Raw genomic sequence first — 16,040 nt, forward strand, 5'->3', positions numbered from 1 at the left:
GAAAATAGAAAACGGAAAACAGAAATTCCCATTTCCCAATTCTAACATGTAAACGTGTCAATGTGTAAACGTGTTAACGCGCATAAAGAAGGAAAAGAAGGAAAGGGAAACGGGAAACAGAAAATAGGAATAGGAAACGGAAAATAGAAAATAGAAATTCCCAGTTTCCATTTCCCAATTTCCATTTCCCAATTTCCAATTCCCAATTCCAACGTGCTAACGTTCCAATTTAACAGAAGGCGATTTTGCATTTTTCAATTTGCATTCTGCATTGAGCCATCCTGCCTGTCGGCAGACAGGTGCGCTTATCATTTAGATCTCCGTTAAAATTACTTTGACGAAGTCCTAAAATTGATGACCAGTTTTGTTGACAAGTGATAAAATAAATGGTAGAAAGCCACACTTCCTTGGAGAGGAGGTATATTTTTTATTTTTAGGAGGTTTTGTTAGATGCAGTTTAAAGGTAAAGTGAAGTGGTTTAACGCTAGTAAGGGTTATGGTTTTATCCAGCGTGAAGATGGATCGGATGTGTTTGTGCATTTTTCAGCAATTGAAGCCCAGGGTTATAAGACCTTAGAAGAAGGTCAAGAAGTTGAGTTTGATGTAGTAGAAACTTCTAAAGGCCCACAAGCTTCAAAGGTAGTGCGTATTTAGTTAGATAAAATTGACCCTCAAAAGCCTGCCTTCAAAGGCAGGCTTTTTCATTTAAGGGGTTTCTTATTGCCTTTTTTAACCTCATAAGTTACAACTGCTCAAAAATAAAAACTGGAGAGAAAAAATGGAAAGAACACTTACTATGATTAAACCTGATGGTGTAAATAGAAACCTCATTGGTGAAGTAATAAATAGGTTTGAAAAAGCAGGTTTAAAGGTAGTAGGTTTAAAAATGCTTCATTTGACCAAAAGGCAGGCAGAAGAATTTTATGCTATTCATAGAGGAAAACCATTTTTTGATGAGCTCACTACCTATATGAGTTCTGGCCCTGTTATTGCAATGGTCTTAGAAGGAGAAAATGCAGTAGCCAAAACAAGAGAAATTATGGGGGCAACTGATCCCAAAGAAGCAGCACCAGGAACTATTCGGGCCGATTTAGCCCTCAGTAAGGGCGAGAACACAGTCCATGGCTCTGATTCTCTGGAAAATGCTGCTATAGAAATCGCATTTTTCTTTAGCCAATCTGAATTATTGCTTTAAATATAGCTCCGTGATATATTTTAAAAGTTTAAGGAGTTTGCCATGATTAGAAATCCTGTGGTAGCAGGGCAGTTTTATCCCAGTGAACCCAAGATATTAATTCATTATTTAGAAAACTATATTAAAAAAAGACCTAAGGAATCTGCTTTGGGGGCCATTGTCCCTCATGCAGGTTATATGTATTCAGGTGGTGTAGCAGGTGCAGTCTATGGATGCCTTCAATTGCCTGATACATTCATTGTGCTGGGACCTAACCATTCTGGTATGGGAAAGCCCTTTGCCGTGATGGATAGTGGTGTTTGGAAAACACCTTTAGGTGAGGTTTCTATTAATGAAAATTTAGCTCAAGCTATTCTTATGGAGAGTGAACTTTTTACGCCTGATGTCATGGCCCATAATTATGAACACTCTATTGAAGTCCAATTACCGTTTTTACAATATTTAAAGTCTGATTTTAGTTTTGTTCCTATTGTGCTTTCTCACACTTGGTATAGTAATTGTGAAATTATGGGCAATGCCCTGGCCAAGGCCATTCAAAAATTTGGAAAACCTACACTTATTATTGCTAGCAGTGATATGACTCACTATGAGCCTCATGAAACCGCCAAAGCAAAAGATAGTTTAGCCATTGAGCAAATACTGGCTCTGGATGCGGCGGGACTTTATGAGACAGTTCATAGTAACAATATCACTATGTGTGGGATAATACCTGCTACGGTGATGCTTGTAGCCACAAAATTGTTAGGCGCAAAAAAGGCTGAACTTGTGAGTTATGCCACTTCTGGGGATATTTCAGGAGATTATAGCCAAGTAGTGGGTTATGCTGGCATAATTATAAAATAGGAAAAATGCAGAAAGTTATTACCCGTTTCCCTCCTAGTCCAACAGGACATCTCCATATTGGTAGTGCTAGAACAGCATTGTTTAATTGGCTCTTCGCTCGTCACCACCAAGGAACATTTATTTTACGGATTGAAGATACTGACAGACTTCGTTCTAAACAAGAATATGTAGATAGTATCTTAGAAGGAATGAAATGGCTGGGACTAAATTGGGACGAGGGACCTTATTTCCAATCGCAAAGAATGGAGATTTATAAGAACCACATTCAACGTTTACTTACTCAAAAAAAGGCCTATTATTGTTATTGCACCCCAGAACAACTAAAGGAAAAACGACAAATTGCGCTGGCTCAAGGGAAAAACCCCGGTTATGATGGAACCTGCCGAAATAAAAATCTTCCTCCTAGACCTGGTGCAGTAGTCCGTTTTAAGAGTAATTCAATTGGAGAAACGGTTTTAACGGACCTTATTCATGGTCCTATTATTTTTGATAATGCCCAATTAGATGATTGGATTATCCAACGGAGTGATGGGACCCCTACTTATAATTTTGTGGTAGTAGTGGATGATGCTACCATGGGAATTACCCATGTAATTAGAGGTGATGACCATATCAATAATACCCCAAAACAGCTTCAACTTTATGAGGCCCTGGGGTATAAACCTCCTCAATTTGCTCATGTGCCTATGATTTTAGGTCCAGATAAAGCTAAATTGAGTAAAAGACATGGGGCTGCCAATATTTTAGAATATAGAGAGATGGGGTTTCTTCCTCAGGCAGTGGTTAATTTTTTGGTGCGTCTGGGTTGGTCTTATGGAGACCAAGAGGTTTTTTCATTAGAGGAATTAATTGAAAAATTTGATATTAGTCACATTGGCAAAGCAGCGGCCGTCTTTGACCCAGAAAAACTCTTATGGTTTAATGCCCATTATATTAAAGAAACCCCTGATGAAATATTAGCAGAGATACTTTTACCTTTTTTAAGAAAGAAAGGTTATCCATCAACATCCATAGAATACGTGATCAAGATCATTCCTAGCTTAAAACCACGGGCAAAAACCTTAATAGAAATGGCTGATATGGCAGATTTTTATTTTCTGGATGATATTACACCAAATGCCAAGGCAAAAAAATTTTTGGTGCCTGAAATAAAACCAGCTTTAACTGAGATGTTAAAAGCTATTGAGGCTATGCCTTCATTAAACGAGTCAGAAATTGAACAGATATTTAAGGAAATTAAAACCAAATATGATTTGAGCACCCGACAATTTGCCCAAGCTATTAGAGCGGCCTTGACCGGGAGAACAGCCAGTCCTGGTCTTTTTGAAATAATGGCTATTATGGGAAAAGAGAGGGTAGTAAAACGAATTAAAAAAGTATTGGAAGTATTGTAATTTTAACTCAACTTTGACGCTTGACAGGCTGTTGAAAAAAATCAGATGCACATTAAGACATTTTATTCCTTTATCCAACCTGTTTCCTAGTTTAGCACGCTGCTTTGTTTGCTGTCAAACCTGCTCTGTTTCACTCCGCACCCTTGGGGCTTACGGCTCTGGCGAAAGCCACCCTGAAAGGGCTTGGTCTTGATGGCTTAACGGAGCAATCTGCTAAGCTATAAATAGTTAAGCGCAATGGCACAATGCAGAATGCGAATTGAAAAATGCAAAATCGCCTTCTGTTAAATTGGAACGTTAGCACGTTGGAATTGGGAATTGGAAATTGGGAAATGGAAACTGGGAATTTCTATTTTCTATTTTCCGTTTCCTATTTCCTATTTTCTGTTTCCCGTTTCCCTTTCCTTCTTTATGCACGTTTACAAAGTTGCAAGTTAGAAAGTTTGCAAGTTAAAAAGTTGCAAGTTAGAAAGTTATAAGTTGTTTTTCAAAGACTTAAGGTATTTAATAAAGCCGTTAGCACGTTTGCACGTTTACACGTTAACACGTTGACACGTTAGAATTGGGAAATGGGAACTGGGAATTTCTGTTTTCCGTTTTCTATTTTCTTAACTGTATTTTGTAGGTTTGACCCCCATTCCAAACGGCAAATTTCTCTTTAAAATAAACTAACAATTTCTTTAGCAATTTCTTGTGGAGTTTTTCCCTCTGTATCAATCATCTTATCTGCCACCTTTTGATAAATGGCCAAACGTTGATTTAACACTTCATTTATTTCCTCGAGAGGAGACTTACCTGTAAGGCTGGGACGTTGAGAAACTGTTTTTTTATCCCTAATAAGCCGTCTTAAAATAGTCTCTGGCTTGGCCTTTAGCCAGATGAGGATGCCACTTTTTTTTAAATAAATTACATTTTCCTCATCTAATACTGCTCCACCTCCTACTGCAATAACTAAATTTTGTTTGAAGCCTAACTCTTTAATAATCTCTTTTTCTCTCTTTCTAAAACCAGACCAGCCTTCTTGTTCTACAATTTCCGCTATGGTTCGCCCTGTCCTATTTTCAATCAATACATCTGTATCCAAAAATAAATACCCCAATTTTTGAGCCACTAGTTTTCCTATAGTGGTTTTACCTGTAGCTCTAAAGCCTATAAACACAATATTTTTGGACACTTTTTTAACTGCTATCTAAGTGGCCCCTTCAACAACCTAATATCATCAATCCAGGCAGTTCCCGTCCCATTAATAACCAAGTTAAGTTTTACATAATCAGGACGCTCACCTTTTCTCAAGAAAAAAGGCGTTTCTTCTGTAGTCCATTCCGTAGTTCCAGTAAGAGGTGTCTGAAGGCCACGAGAAAAGAACTCTCCCATATCAGGGAAATGACACCACATCTCTAAGTAGACTTGACCCTTTACACCTTCAGTGCGAACTTTGGCTTGATAAATTAGGCGAGCATTTTCCACCTCTATGCCTCTTACCTCAAATAGGCGGATGACTGTGGGTTTTTGGGCAATAATTCGTAGAGAACCATTTCCATCGCTTGAGATTTCTTTGTCAATTTGAACTCCACTCCGAGTAATAATTCCCTCAAGGCTATCAATAGGAAACCGTTTCAACTCCACCACCTGCTTTGATTCAGCAATTCCTTTTGGAATTTGATAAAACCCAATAGTATAAATTAAAAAAGTACATCCTATCAATAAAAATAAACATCCCCCTTTCATGTTATTACTCTCCTTAATAAGTTAATTTTTAGTCTATATCCTTTTTTAAAACGCCTATTTTAAAAAATCAATCCCTGCCTTTTCCCTTGAGCCAATTTATGTTTTATGCAATAATCTGAGGCCGTTCAAATATTAATAAAAAATAACCAGCTGAAAAATGAATCCTAAATTTAAAATAGGAATTGATGTAGGCGGTACTTTTACTGACTTGGTTGCCTTTGATGAAAAAGCAGGAGAAATCTTTTTTCTCAAAGTCCCTTCCACTCCTTTTGACCCCAGTAAAGGTGTAATTGATGCCTTAAAAGATTTAATGAAAAAAAGGGAGCCAGAAGTTTCTTTATTTGTCCATGCTTCCACTATTGGAACCAATCTATTTTTAGGTCAATTGGGCTTAAAGATTCCTAAAGGGGCTGTAATTACTACTGAGGGTTTTAAAGACATTCTAGAAATTGGCAGACAGAAAAGGCCTGAATTATATAATCCCTTTTTTGAAAGACCTAGACCATTAATTGAAAGACATTTGAGGTTTGGTATTAAGGAGAGGATAAACTTTAAGGGAGAGGTGTTAAAACCTATTGATGAACAAGAAATTAAATCTGTAGCTCAAAAGATTAAACAAGAAAAAGTAGAGACTATAGCAATTGTTTTCCTCCATGCCTATATCAATCCCGAACACGAAAAAAAGGCCAAGGAAATCCTAAAACAACAACTACCAGGGATGGTAATAATGACTTCTTCTGAAATAGACCCTGAATATCGTGAATATGAACGCATGAGCACCACCGTGATCAATAGCTTATTGGTGCCTGTTGTGTCCACATATTTAAGAAAAATTAAGAATAGGCTTAAAGAACTCAAGGTCAAGGCCCCTCTTTATATAATGCAATCCAATGGGGGACTGGCTACATTTGAAGTAGCCTCACAAATACCGGTAGCTACTATCGAATCAGGACCAGCTACAGGAGTGATAGCCTCTGCTTATTGGAGCAAGATGCTAGGAATAGAGAATATTTTAAGCTTTGATATGGGAGGAACCACTGCCAAGGCAGGTGTAGTGGTAAAGGGTATACCCCAGATGATAAATGAGTATGAAGTTGGGGGAAATGTTCACAGTGGACGGATTCTCAAGGGAAGTGGTTATCCTATTCGGTATCCCTTTATTGACCTGGCCGAGGTTAGCGGAGGTGGAGGAACTATCGCTTGGATAGACCATGGTAATGCCTTAAGGGTGGGACCTTTAAGTGCTGGTGCTGACCCTGGCCCCGCCTGTTATGGAAAAGGAGGAGAAAACCCTACGGTAACTGATGCCAATCTGATATTGGGAAGATTGAATCCTGTTGGAATTTCAGGGGGTAAAATAAAGGTTTTCTCAGAATTGGCAGAAAAGAGTATTAGAAAAAAGATTGCTGAGCCTTTAGGTATTTCTATCGTCCAAGCTGCTTATGGTATAATTGAAATTGTAAATACTCATATGATAAGGGCCTTAAGGTTGGTATCCGTAGAAAGAGGCTACGACCCAAGAGATTTTGTTATACTGGCATTTGGCGGTGCAGGTCCTATGCATGCAGCTTTTCTAGCAGAAGGATTGGGCGTAAAAAATATCGTTATACCCCCAAATCCAGGGGTATTCTCGGCCCTGGGTCTTATGTTAGCAGACTTTCGGCATGACTTTGTGAGGAACATTATGAAACCAGCCTCAGAAATAAACACTGAGCTATTGGAAAAAATATTTGGAGAAATAGAAAAAAAGGCCAAAAAAATCCTACAAAAAGAAGGATTTTCACCAAATCACATAGTAATGGAAAGAAATCTTGAACTCCGATATCTAGGACAATCTTATGAGCTCATAGTGCCTTTTCACAAGAATTTTAAGGTAATTTTACAGTTATTTCACCAAAAATACCAAAAAATGTATAGTTATTCTATGCCAGATGAACCTGTAGAGGTAGTAAATATTCATCTCATTGCCTATGGTCTTATCAGAAAACCTAAGTTTAGGAAAATTCCCTTCACTTCTTCCTCATCAGATGCCTTGATAGATAAAAAAATGGTTTTTTTTAAAGGAAATGCTTGGATAGAGACACCCATTTACTCCCGAGATGCCCTTCTTCCTGGTCATAAAATTAATGGGCCTGCAATTATAGAACAATCCGATGCTACTACTGTTATTCCTCCTGGGTGGAATGCAGTAGTAGATGAATTTTTAAATCTCACTTTAGTAAATGAGGTTTAGATGCAGCTAGATCCTATAACAGTAGCGGTAATTACTAATGCACTCAGTTACATTGCAGAAGAAATGGGTATAGCCCTGAGGAATTCAGCTTATTCCCACAATATTAAAGAGCGCATGGACCATTCTTGTGCCATTTTTGATCCTCAGGGAAACCTATTGGCTCAGGCCGAACACATTCCTGTTCACCTAGGCTCCTTACCTTGGGGCGCTAAAAACCTTTTGCGATATTTTAGAAAGAAAAAAATGGATTGGTGTGAAGGAGATATGGTGATAGCAAACGACCCTTATATTGTAGGAACCCACCTTAATGATATAACTCTGGTTAAACCCATTTTCTTTGAGAAAAAACTTATAGGTTTTAGTGTTAACAAAGCCCATCATGTGGATGTGGGTGGTCAAGTTCCAGGTAGCATCTCTTGTAATGCAACTTCTCTTTATCAAGAAGGAGTGGTTATTCCTCCTATGAAGTTAATGAGACAAGGAAAATTAACGCCAGGTGTGCTTGAGGATTTTCTTGAAAAAGTGAGGACTCCAGAAATCAATAAAGGAGATTTAAGGGCCCAAATTGCCGCTGCTAACTTGGGTGAAAAGAGAGTTATAGAACTCGCTCAAAGATATGGAATTGAGGTATTGTTTTCTGCCTTCCAGGAGATTATTTCTTACGGAGAAAGGAGAATGGGTAAAAAAATTAAAGCTATCCCCCAAGGAACATATCAAGCTGAGGATTGTTTAGAAGAGATAGAAAATGCTGATACACTGACCTGGATTAGAGTTGCATTAGAGAGAAAGGAGGGTAAACTCAAGGTGGATTTTTCAGGAACCGATTCTCAAGTAAAATTACCATTTAATGCTGTTTTAGGAGTAACTCTTTCAGCCACTTATTTTGCAATTAAATCGGTTATTGACCCCGATGTCCCTATGAACGAAGGTGTCTTAAAACCTATAATGATTTCTGCCCCTGAAGGAAGTTTGGTAAATCCCAGGAAACCAGCCCCTGTTTCAGGAGGAAATTTAGAAACTGCTCAAAGGGTGGCAGATGTTGTCTTTAAAGCATTAGCGCAAGCACTTCCTCATAAAGTGCCAGCGGCTGCGCATGGAAGTATGAATAATGTAATGATGGGGGGATTTGACCCTGAAAGAAAAAGAACATGGGTTTTCTATGAAACCATCGGTGGAGGTTCGGGAGGATGTCCAGGCAAAGATGGAGTGGATGGAATTCACTGTAATATGACTAACACTATGAATACTCCTATTGAGGCTATAGAACAATATTATCCTTTACTCTTTGAACAGTATGAACTGCGATATGGAAGCCATGGAAATGGCCAGTGGCGAGGCGGATGTGGTATTAAACGTGCATGGACATTGGTTGCTCCTTCAGCAGAAGTGACAGTTTTAGGAGAAAGAAATAAAATACCTCCTTGGGGACTTATGGGAGGTAAACCTGGAAAAGTTGGTGCATATTGGGTGAGGAGAAAAAATGGAACAAAAGAAAAGATTAAAAGCAAAGCTACACTAACTTTAAAAGAAGGCGATACCCTTATTATAGAAACACCAGGAGGAGGGGGTTACGGGAATCCAAAAGACTCCTGAATTACTAAGGGTAAAAGAAGAAGTCCTCACTCCTCCAAAGTTTCAAGGGTGGCTTATTATGTCACCTACTCAGAAGTATTTTTAAGTTAACCTACTTGCCGCAGGCAAGGAGACAAAAATTTTGGGACAAAAAATAAGGTTTAATTTAAGGAAAATTTTAAAAAGTTAAGTTTATAAATTTTCTAATAATAATTTAAAGTTCTTCTTAGATGTTGACATTTTAGTTAAGAAGGGTTTATATAGCCAAGTTTGAACCAAGGAGAGCAAAAAATGAAAAAAGGAGATTTTTTATTTACTTCAGAATCGGTTACTGAAGGACATCCAGACAAAATAGCAGACCAAATTTCTGATGCCATCCTGGATGCCATTCTTACCCACGACAAAAAGGCTAGAGTAGCTTGTGAAACCTTGGTGACTACTGGCTTGGTCTTTATCTCTGGAGAAATTACTACTAGTTGTTATGTGGAAATTCCCGAAGTAGTGCGAGAGACTATTAAAGAAATCGGCTATAATAGTTCTGAAATGGGTTTTGATTGGGAGACCTGTGGTATTATTACTAGCATTGATAGACAGTCTCCAGACATTGCCATAGGGGTCAATCGCACAGAAAAATTAGAAGAAATCGGGGCTGGAGACCAGGGAATAATGTTTGGGTATGCTTGTACCGAAACAGATGTCTTAATGCCCACACCAATTCATTATGCCCATCGCTTAGCCAAAAGATTGGCTGAGGTAAGAAAAACCAAGATTTTAGACTTCTTAAGACCAGATGGGAAGACCCAGGTTACTGTAAGATATGTAGATAAACAACCTAGAGAAGTAACGGCCATAGTGGTTGCTGCTCAACACGAACCCTGGGTCAAATATGAAGCATTAAAAGAAGGAATTATTGAAGAGGTAATTCATTATGTTATTCCTGAAAATATGCGGGCAAAGGATATAAAATATTTTATTAATACTACAGGTAGATTTGTAGTAGGTGGCCCTTTAGCCGATACCGGCACTACCGGGAGAAAGATTATTGTAGATACTTACGGTGGAATGTCCCGACATGGTGGAGGTTGTTACTCAGGAAAAGACCCTTCTAAAGTAGACCGCAGTGGTGGTTATATGGCCAGATATGTGGCCAAAAACATTGTGGCTTCTGGATTGGCCGAGCGGTGCGAAATCCAGATTGCTTACACTATAGGACGTCCTGAGCCTGTTTCTGTGATGGTTAACACCTTTGGTACAGGCGCAGTCCCTGATAGAGAAATAGAAAGGTTAGTAGGGCGAGTATTTGACTTACGTCCTGGTATGATCATAAAACATCTTCAATTACTCAGGCCAATCTATAAACAAACTGCTGCTTATGGACACTTTGGAAGAAGAAATCCTGATTTTACCTGGGAAAATACAGACATGAAAGAGAGTTTAAGGAAAGAGGTAGGTAAATAATCATGGACTATCATATCAAAGATATAAATCTGGCAGAAAAAGGACAATTACGCATAGAATGGGCAGAACAAACCATGCCAGTATTGAGACTGATTAAAGAAAGATTTGGCAAAAATAGACCATTATCTGCCGTCCGCATCGGGGCCTGTCTTCATGTGACTACTGAGACAGCCAATTTGATGCGGACCTTAAAAGCAGGGGGAGCAAAAGTAGCTCTTTGTGCCTCTAATCCCTTGAGCACTCAAGATGATGTAGCTGCTGCCTTGGTGAAATATGATGAAATACCTGTCTTTGCCATCAGGGGCGAAGATAGAGATACCTATTACCAGCATATTGAATCCGTTCTAGCCACAAAACCTATTATTACCATGGATGACGGTGCAGACTTGATATCTACTATTCATAGCAAACATCAGGAACTTTTAAGACAGATTACAGGTGGAACAGAGGAAACCACCACTGGCGTGATCAGGCTCAGGAGCATGGCAAAAGACAAAGTATTGGGTTATCCCATTATTGCTGTTAATGACGCCATGACCAAACATCTCTTTGACAACCGCTATGGCACTGGTCAAAGCACTATTGACGGCATCTTGCGAGCTACCAACCGGCTTCTAGCAGGGTCTGTCTTTGTAGTGTGTGGCTATGGCTGGTGTGGCCGTGGTGTAGCCATGCGGGCAAAGGGGATGGGAGCAAAGGTAGTTATTACTGAAGTAAATCCCCTTAGAGCTTTAGAGGCAACTATGGATGGTTTCCAAGTAATGCCTATAGCCCAAGCCGCTAAAATTGGCGATTTTTTTGTAACCGTTAGTGGAGACATAAATGTCATTAGAAAAGAACATTTTCTTCTCATGAAAGATGGAGCTATTTTGGCCAATTCAGGTCATTTTGATGTAGAAATTGATAAAAAATCTCTTCAAAAAATGGCCAAGTCTGTTCGAAAGATAAGAGAATTTGTGGATGAATATGTTTTAGAAAATAATCGTCGCATTTATCTTTTGGGAGAGGGCCGTTTAATTAATTTAGCTGCGGCCGAAGGACATCCTTCTTCGGTAATGGACATGAGTTTTGCCAATCAAGCCCTGACTGCTGACTATCTAGTAAAAGAAGGAGATAAGTTAGAGAAAAAAGTCTATTCTGTCCCAGAACACATAGATAGAGAAATTGCTCGTTTAAAACTAAAGAGCATGGGTATAGAAATAGACACCTTAACTTCAGAACAAGAAAAATACCTTTCTACTTGGGAAATGGGCACTTAAGTTTTCTTCTGACATAGGGAATCCAGGATTTCAAAAATACATCTTTTCGTCTTCCTGCTCAAAACCCTCAGGTTTTTAATGACTAGAATTTCTTCTTTGCTCAATGGCAAAATTTCCTGTAGTTCTTTTGGAATCAACTCATAATTAGGTGCCTTTTCCTGAACAGCATAAACCTCTCTAAAATCTGTAAAAAAATAAGAAATGGGAATTTTCATGGCTCGAGCAATCTGCTGTAAACGTTCAACATGTATCCGGTCACGCCCCTTCTCATATTTTTGAATCTGCTGAAAGGATACTCCTACCCTTTCTGCCAATTGCATTTGGGTAAGATTTTTCTGTTTGCGAAAAAGTCTTATTCTTGCCCCTATTTCGGCGTTAGAAATAATTCTCTCCATTTTTTACATTCATAACCTTATTTCAGGCAATGGTCTATAAACCATTCATTGAGGCTTGACAAATACAATCATTAGTTGTATATATAATTTATGTCAAAGTTATTATTAGTAGAAGATAACAAAGAAGTAGCTAAAATTATTTCAGATTTCCTTTGCATATTAGGCTATTCAGTAGACACTGCATTTAATATAAACATGGCCCTAGAATTATTCAATAAAAATAGCTATGATTTTATCATAACTGATGAAAACTTGCCTGATAGAAAAGGTTCATGCTTGGTCAAGGAAATAAAAAAGAAATGTCCCAATTTACCCGTCTTGGGTGTCAGTGGAAACTCCAACCAGCAAGCTCAGGCCTTGTTCTCTGCGGGTGTAGATGGATTTTTGACAAAACCTTTCACTCTAAAGCAGTTAAGAGAAAAGATACATGCTTTATTAAAGAAAAATAGGAATCCGTCAAAACAGGCAAAGGTACAGCTATAGGTAAAGTGGGCAATTGCGGTTTTCTTTATTTTTTGCTTAAAATTTGACTATTTCCACTCCTGCCTCCGGCAGGCAGATACGTAATTTGAATAGGTCTATGAATACGAAGTGCAGAAAAAAACATTAAGCTTGCAATAACCTTTTTATCTCTGGCCAACGCTTATTAGCCCTGGCTTTGGTGGCCTGGATAATGGAGACCAATTCTTTTAAAGCATCTTCTAAGACATCATTTATGACAATATAATCAAATTCTCTGGCTGCCAAGATTTCCTTTTTAGCTGCCTCTAATCTTTTTTTTATTTCTTCTGGAGAATCACTTGAACGACTAATAATTCTTCTTTGAAGCTCATTCCATGAAGGTGGAATAAGAAAAATTAGGATGGCTTCAGGCATCTTTTTTTTAACTGCTTGCGCCCCTTGAATATCTATATCTAAAACTATATCCTTTCCCGCAGCTATTTTTTCTTGCACAAAAGTTAAAGGGGTGCCGTAATAGTGTCCATAAACTTTTGCCCATTCAAGCATTTCCCCTTTAGCAATGCTCTTTTTAAATTCCTTCTCACTTACAAAAAAATAGTGTTGACCATTCACCTCACCCGGTCTAGGTAAACGGGTGGTATAAGAAATGGAAAAACTAAGCGTTGGAAAACGCGAAAGCAAAAGGCGAACCAAGGTAGTCTTACCTGTGCCCGAAGGAGCAGAAATAACAAATATATCACCCTTATTTTTCATCACAAAATGAAGCTAATCTTTGGGCTATAGTCTCCGCTTGAATGGAGGAGAGAATTACGTGATTACTATCAGTAATAATAATAGAACGCGTCTTTCTACCAAAAGTAGCATCCACTAAACGCCCATTTTTTTGAGCTTCTCCACGCAAGCGTTTCATTGGGGAGGAATTAGGTGCTAAGACAGCCACAACCCGATTCACCACCACTGTATTACCAAAACCCACACTTAAAAGTTTGACTCCCATGCTTCACCTCTTCTAGAATATTTCTATTCTTCATATACTCTAAGCTTGTATAAATATCAAGGTTTTATATTTTAACTTGACTTTAAAATTATAAGCGATATATTTGAAAATCAAATGGAGTTAGAGTGGTGTTTACCTTCACATGATGAAAGCTGCGTTGAGCATCTGGCAAAAACACTCAATATTCCTCTTCCTATTGCCAAAATTCTTTTTAATAGAGGGATAACCGAGATTGAGCAAGCCTATCGTTTTCTTTACCCCCGTTTAAAACATCTTTATGATCCTTGGTCTTTAAAAGATATGAATAAGGCCATTAAAAGGATCCATCAAGCCATAATAAAACAAGAAAAGGTAGTGATTTATGGAGATTATGATGTAGATGGTTTGGCTGGGACCGCTATTTTATATTTATTTTTATCTCCGCTTATAAAAAATCTCATTTATTATATTCCCCATCGTATAAAAGAAGGATATGCCCTAAATATAGAGGCCATAAAGAGATTTAAGGCGGCAGATGTCAACTTGATTATAACTACTGATTGCGGCATAAGTAATAATGAAGAGATTCAGTTCGCTCAAAAAAATGGAATTGATGTAATTGTCACTGACCACCATGAAGTGCCTGCTTCTCTGCCTCCTGCTTATGCTCTAATCAATCCCAAACAACCTAATTGTTTGTTCCCTTTTAAAGAATTAGCCGGTGTGGGAGTGGCCTTTAATTTACTAATCGCTTTACGCCAATTCTTACATAACCAGGGGTTTTGGCCAACAGGAAAGATACCTAATTTAAAGAATTATTTGGACTTGGTAGCTTTGGGCACCATAGCTGACATGGTTCCACTAATAGATGAAAACAGGGTTTTGGTTAAATCAGGATTAGAAGTTCTAGCCCAAACAAACCGATTGGGTCTAAAGGCCTTAAAAGATACCACTGGTTTAAACCAGAATATAAATGTAAGAAATGTTAGCTTCAGGCTCATTCCTAGATTAAATGTAGCAGGTCGTATTTCTTCTCCTGACACAGCATTAAGATTATTACTTACCAAAGAAGAACAAGAGGCTCGAAGTTTGGCTGAAACATTGCATGCACTAAATCAAGAACGTCAAAGGATAGAAGAAAAAATTTTGCAGGAGGCCCAAGCAGAATTTGAAAAGACCAATCATAGTGTTTTAGCAGGGAATTGGCATTCAGGCGTAATCGGTATTGTGGCCGCAAGAATGGTGGACATACTTAGAAAACCTGTCCTACTGATTGGTTTGGAGAATGGAAGAGGAAGAGGGTCAGGAAGAAGTATTGATGGGTGCGATTTATTTGCTGCCCTTTCTCAATGTGCAGAATATTTGGATTCTTATGGTGGTCATAAATTAGCAGCCGGGTTTAGTATTACAGAGGATAACTTAGAAAAATTTATCCAAGCCTTTGAACAGATAACCCAGTCTATGCTTAAGGAATGCAAACAGCCTAGGTTTTACATAGATGCAAAGATAAATTTAGGGGGTTTAACTCCTCAATTTGTAAAATATCTTTCTCTTTTATCCCCTCATGGCATAGGTAATCCTGAACCTACCTTTCTTTCAGATGTCTTAGAAGTTAAGCAATCTAATATTGTAAATGAAAAGCATTTAAGGCTCTTAGTAAGCCAGGAAAATTTAACATTTGAAGCTATTGGATTTAATCTTTCTTTTCTTTATCCTCCACCCTCTCCTTTGCAAATGGTATTTATTCCTTATGAAGACCACTGGCGGGGAGAAACGAGGGTAAAATTAAAAATTCAGGACTTAAAGAGTGTGTAACATTTGAGTAGTTGTGAAAAGCAAAAGCACTATGTACTAATTCCCACTTAAAACGAACCCACTTCCAAGAGAAGATATAAGTTTTCCATTCAAAGTCAGGTCATAAGTAATTTAATAAAATAAAAAATCCAAATTTCAAAATCCAAATACCAAATGAAATCCAAATGTCTAAATGCCAAAACATTAAATCAGTGAGTAGTGAAATAGTGAGGGAATGAAATAGCCAAATGTAGTGGAATTGGAGTCTATAATTAAAAGTGAGAGTAAAAAATAGGGAATGAAATTAAGAAGCCTTCTTTATGTGATATAAATGATAAATGGGTAGGGGAACATTTGTGGCTAACGGGGTCAGTCAATAATGTTGAATTATTGTGACTCGGTTTGAATTGCCGGATGTTCTCCTGCCAATACCCTGTCTAATGGAAAGGTGCCTTTAAGTGGCTATTATAGACGGGATAAAGGTATTGGCAGAGCCATAAAATATCAAACATAAAGGAGGGTGAGGCGTGAAAAGGTTATCTGGAGGAATCGATATTGGCAGTGATAATCATCACATAATTATCATGGATGATGAAGAACAGATTTTGTATGACCAGAAGATAGCACACAAATTCAGTGAATTTTATAAGGCAGTTAGAGAATTTAGAGAGATTGAGAAAAGAGAAGGTGGGATAATATCATTTGCAATTGAAGGAAAGAATGGATACGGA

15 protein-coding genes and 1 pseudogene are annotated in these 16,040 nt (G+C 38.1%); 11 read left to right on the forward strand and 5 right to left on the reverse strand.

Features of this window, described 5'->3' with window-relative positions:
- Nucleotides 1-450: 450 nt before the first annotated feature.
- The 4 genes from HS1_RS10330 (at nt 451) to gltX (ending at nt 3,432) form a co-directional block, all read left to right on the forward strand.
- Nucleotides 451-654, forward strand: coding sequence for a cold-shock protein (locus HS1_RS10330; protein ID WP_066064967.1), 204 nt, complete (start codon nt 451-453; stop codon nt 652-654).
- A gap of 124 nt (nt 655-778) precedes the next feature.
- Nucleotides 779-1,195 carry a nucleoside-diphosphate kinase gene (gene ndk, locus HS1_RS10335; RefSeq protein ID WP_066064970.1) on the forward strand — a complete coding sequence of 139 codons (417 nt, stop codon included), beginning with the start codon at nt 779-781 and terminating at the stop codon, nt 1,193-1,195.
- A 42-nt stretch (nt 1,196-1,237) separates the two neighbouring features.
- Nucleotides 1,238-2,038, forward strand: coding sequence for an AmmeMemoRadiSam system protein B (amrB, locus tag HS1_RS10340; RefSeq protein ID WP_066064973.1), 801 nt, complete (start codon nt 1,238-1,240; stop codon nt 2,036-2,038).
- A 5-nt stretch (nt 2,039-2,043) separates the two neighbouring features.
- Nucleotides 2,044-3,432, forward strand: coding sequence for a glutamate--tRNA ligase (gltX, locus tag HS1_RS10345; RefSeq protein WP_066064976.1), 1,389 nt, complete (start codon nt 2,044-2,046; stop codon nt 3,430-3,432).
- Between the two features lie 658 nt (nt 3,433-4,090).
- Here gltX and aroL read toward each other — a convergent pair.
- Nucleotides 4,091-4,606: a shikimate kinase AroL gene (gene aroL, locus HS1_RS10350; RefSeq protein ID WP_066064979.1), complete on the reverse strand. Its 516-nt coding sequence runs from the start codon at nt 4,604-4,606 to the stop codon at nt 4,091-4,093.
- Nucleotides 4,607-4,617: 11 nt separating this feature from the next.
- Nucleotides 4,618-5,160 (reverse strand): hypothetical protein, encoded by a 543-nt coding sequence (locus HS1_RS10355; protein ID WP_066064981.1) that lies wholly within the window; start codon nt 5,158-5,160, stop codon nt 4,618-4,620.
- 157 nt (nt 5,161-5,317) lie between these two features.
- Here HS1_RS10355 and HS1_RS10360 point away from each other — a divergent pair, with 157 nt between their 5' ends.
- The 4 genes from HS1_RS10360 (at nt 5,318) to ahcY (ending at nt 11,682) form a co-directional block, all read left to right on the forward strand.
- Nucleotides 5,318-7,393: a hydantoinase/oxoprolinase family protein gene (locus tag HS1_RS10360; protein WP_066064984.1), complete on the forward strand. Its 2,076-nt coding sequence runs from the start codon at nt 5,318-5,320 to the stop codon at nt 7,391-7,393.
- A complete protein-coding gene (locus HS1_RS10365) occupies nt 7,394-8,986 on the forward strand; it encodes a hydantoinase B/oxoprolinase family protein (RefSeq protein WP_066064989.1) in 1,593 nt (530 codons plus the stop codon).
- 270 nt (nt 8,987-9,256) lie between these two features.
- Complete coding sequence (gene metK / locus HS1_RS10370) at nt 9,257-10,423, forward strand: methionine adenosyltransferase (protein WP_066064995.1); 1,167 nt, start codon at nt 9,257-9,259, stop codon at nt 10,421-10,423.
- Between the two features lie 2 nt (nt 10,424-10,425).
- Nucleotides 10,426-11,682: an adenosylhomocysteinase gene (ahcY, locus tag HS1_RS10375; protein WP_066064997.1), complete on the forward strand. Its 1,257-nt coding sequence runs from the start codon at nt 10,426-10,428 to the stop codon at nt 11,680-11,682.
- Here the strand turns inward: ahcY and HS1_RS10380 are convergent.
- The gene (locus HS1_RS10380; protein WP_066064999.1) at nt 11,679-12,077 is read right to left on the reverse strand and encodes a helix-turn-helix domain-containing protein; all 399 of its coding nucleotides are present in this window, start codon (nt 12,075-12,077) and stop codon (nt 11,679-11,681) included. The genes ahcY and HS1_RS10380 overlap by 4 nt on opposite strands.
- Nucleotides 12,078-12,167: 90 nt before the next feature.
- On the opposite strand from HS1_RS10380, the gene HS1_RS10385 reads away from it, so the two are divergent.
- Nucleotides 12,168-12,560 (forward strand): response regulator transcription factor, encoded by a 393-nt coding sequence (locus tag HS1_RS10385; protein WP_066065002.1) that lies wholly within the window; start codon nt 12,168-12,170, stop codon nt 12,558-12,560.
- Between the two features lie 123 nt (nt 12,561-12,683).
- Here HS1_RS10385 and gmk read toward each other — a convergent pair whose 3' ends face one another.
- Together gmk and HS1_RS10395 are read right to left on the reverse strand one after the other, a co-directional pair.
- Nucleotides 12,684-13,292 (reverse strand): guanylate kinase, encoded by a 609-nt coding sequence (gmk, locus tag HS1_RS10390; protein ID WP_066065005.1) that lies wholly within the window; start codon nt 13,290-13,292, stop codon nt 12,684-12,686.
- Nucleotides 13,282-13,536, reverse strand: coding sequence for an extracellular matrix/biofilm biosynthesis regulator RemA family protein (locus HS1_RS10395; protein ID WP_066065008.1), 255 nt, complete (start codon nt 13,534-13,536; stop codon nt 13,282-13,284). The genes gmk and HS1_RS10395 overlap by 11 nt, the downstream gene beginning before the upstream one ends.
- A 114-nt stretch (nt 13,537-13,650) precedes the next feature.
- On the opposite strand from HS1_RS10395, the gene recJ reads away from it, so the two are divergent.
- Together recJ and HS1_RS13460 are read left to right on the forward strand one after the other, a co-directional pair.
- Entirely contained in the window at nt 13,651-15,330 is a 1,680-nt protein-coding gene (recJ, locus tag HS1_RS10400) for a single-stranded-DNA-specific exonuclease RecJ (protein WP_066065010.1), read from the forward strand.
- Nucleotides 15,331-15,836: 506 nt separating this feature from the next.
- Nucleotides 15,837-16,040: pseudogene (locus tag HS1_RS13460) on the forward strand (hypothetical protein); the annotation flags it as partial.

This window comes from Candidatus Desulfofervidus auxilii (assembly GCF_001577525.1).
Taxonomy (GTDB): domain Bacteria; phylum Desulfobacterota; class Desulfofervidia; order Desulfofervidales; family Desulfofervidaceae; genus Desulfofervidus; species Desulfofervidus auxilii.

Bases quoted from the DNA above. Each gene is read 5' to 3' on its own strand.
- HS1_RS10395 (WP_066065008.1), bottom strand. From the start codon at position 13,536: ATGGGAGTCAAACTTTTAAGTGTGGGTTTTGGTAATACAGTGGTGGTG.
- ndk (WP_066064970.1), top strand. From the start codon at position 779: ATGGAAAGAACACTTACTATGATTAAACCTGATGGTGTAAATAGAAAC.
- gltX (WP_066064976.1), top strand. From the start codon at position 2,044: ATGCAGAAAGTTATTACCCGTTTCCCTCCTAGTCCAACAGGACATCTC.
- ahcY (WP_066064997.1), top strand. From the start codon at position 10,426: ATGGACTATCATATCAAAGATATAAATCTGGCAGAAAAAGGACAATTA.
- recJ (WP_066065010.1), top strand. From the start codon at position 13,651: ATGGAGTTAGAGTGGTGTTTACCTTCACATGATGAAAGCTGCGTTGAG.
- HS1_RS10385 (WP_066065002.1), top strand. From the start codon at position 12,168: ATGTCAAAGTTATTATTAGTAGAAGATAACAAAGAAGTAGCTAAAATT.
- HS1_RS10355 (WP_066064981.1), bottom strand. From the start codon at position 5,160: ATGAAAGGGGGATGTTTATTTTTATTGATAGGATGTACTTTTTTAATT.
- HS1_RS10330 (WP_066064967.1), top strand. From the start codon at position 451: ATGCAGTTTAAAGGTAAAGTGAAGTGGTTTAACGCTAGTAAGGGTTAT.
- amrB (WP_066064973.1), top strand. From the start codon at position 1,238: ATGATTAGAAATCCTGTGGTAGCAGGGCAGTTTTATCCCAGTGAACCC.
- HS1_RS10365 (WP_066064989.1), top strand. From the start codon at position 7,394: ATGCAGCTAGATCCTATAACAGTAGCGGTAATTACTAATGCACTCAGT.
- metK (WP_066064995.1), top strand. From the start codon at position 9,257: ATGAAAAAAGGAGATTTTTTATTTACTTCAGAATCGGTTACTGAAGGA.
- HS1_RS10380 (WP_066064999.1), bottom strand. From the start codon at position 12,077: ATGGAGAGAATTATTTCTAACGCCGAAATAGGGGCAAGAATAAGACTT.
- gmk (WP_066065005.1), bottom strand. From the start codon at position 13,292: ATGAAAAATAAGGGTGATATATTTGTTATTTCTGCTCCTTCGGGCACA.
- HS1_RS10360 (WP_066064984.1), top strand. From the start codon at position 5,318: ATGAATCCTAAATTTAAAATAGGAATTGATGTAGGCGGTACTTTTACT.